This window comes from Enterobacter sp. UNJFSC 003, assembly GCF_036903355.1.
Taxonomy (GTDB): Bacteria; Pseudomonadota; Gammaproteobacteria; order Enterobacterales; family Enterobacteriaceae; genus Enterobacter.
On sequence record NZ_JBAKHK010000205.1, the window covers coordinates 1 to 263 of the forward strand.

Annotated in this window: 1 protein-coding gene; it reads left to right on the top strand. The window is 55.1% G+C overall.

Translation table 11 applies throughout. The annotated features are described in order from the left end of the window. A partial coding sequence (locus V5P19_RS23805) for a DUF423 domain-containing protein (protein ID WP_334408024.1) occupies positions 1–263 on the top strand: 263 nt, incomplete at both ends.

Here is a 263-nt window from a genome sequence, read left to right on the forward strand (position 1 = left end):
TCTCGAATACCAGGCGTTTCATACGCTGGCGATCTTAGGTCTGGCGGTGGCAATGCAGCGTCGCATCAGTATCTGGTTTTACTGGAGTAGCGTTTTCCTCGCGTTAGGCACGGTGCTGTTCAGCGGCAGCCTTTATTGCCTGGCACTGTCCCATCTGCGTTTGTGGGCGTTTGTCACTCCGGTTGGCGGCGTGAGCTTCCTTGCGGGCTGGGCGTTAATGTTAGTTGGTGCTATCCGTTTAAAGCGCAAGGGCGTAAGTCATG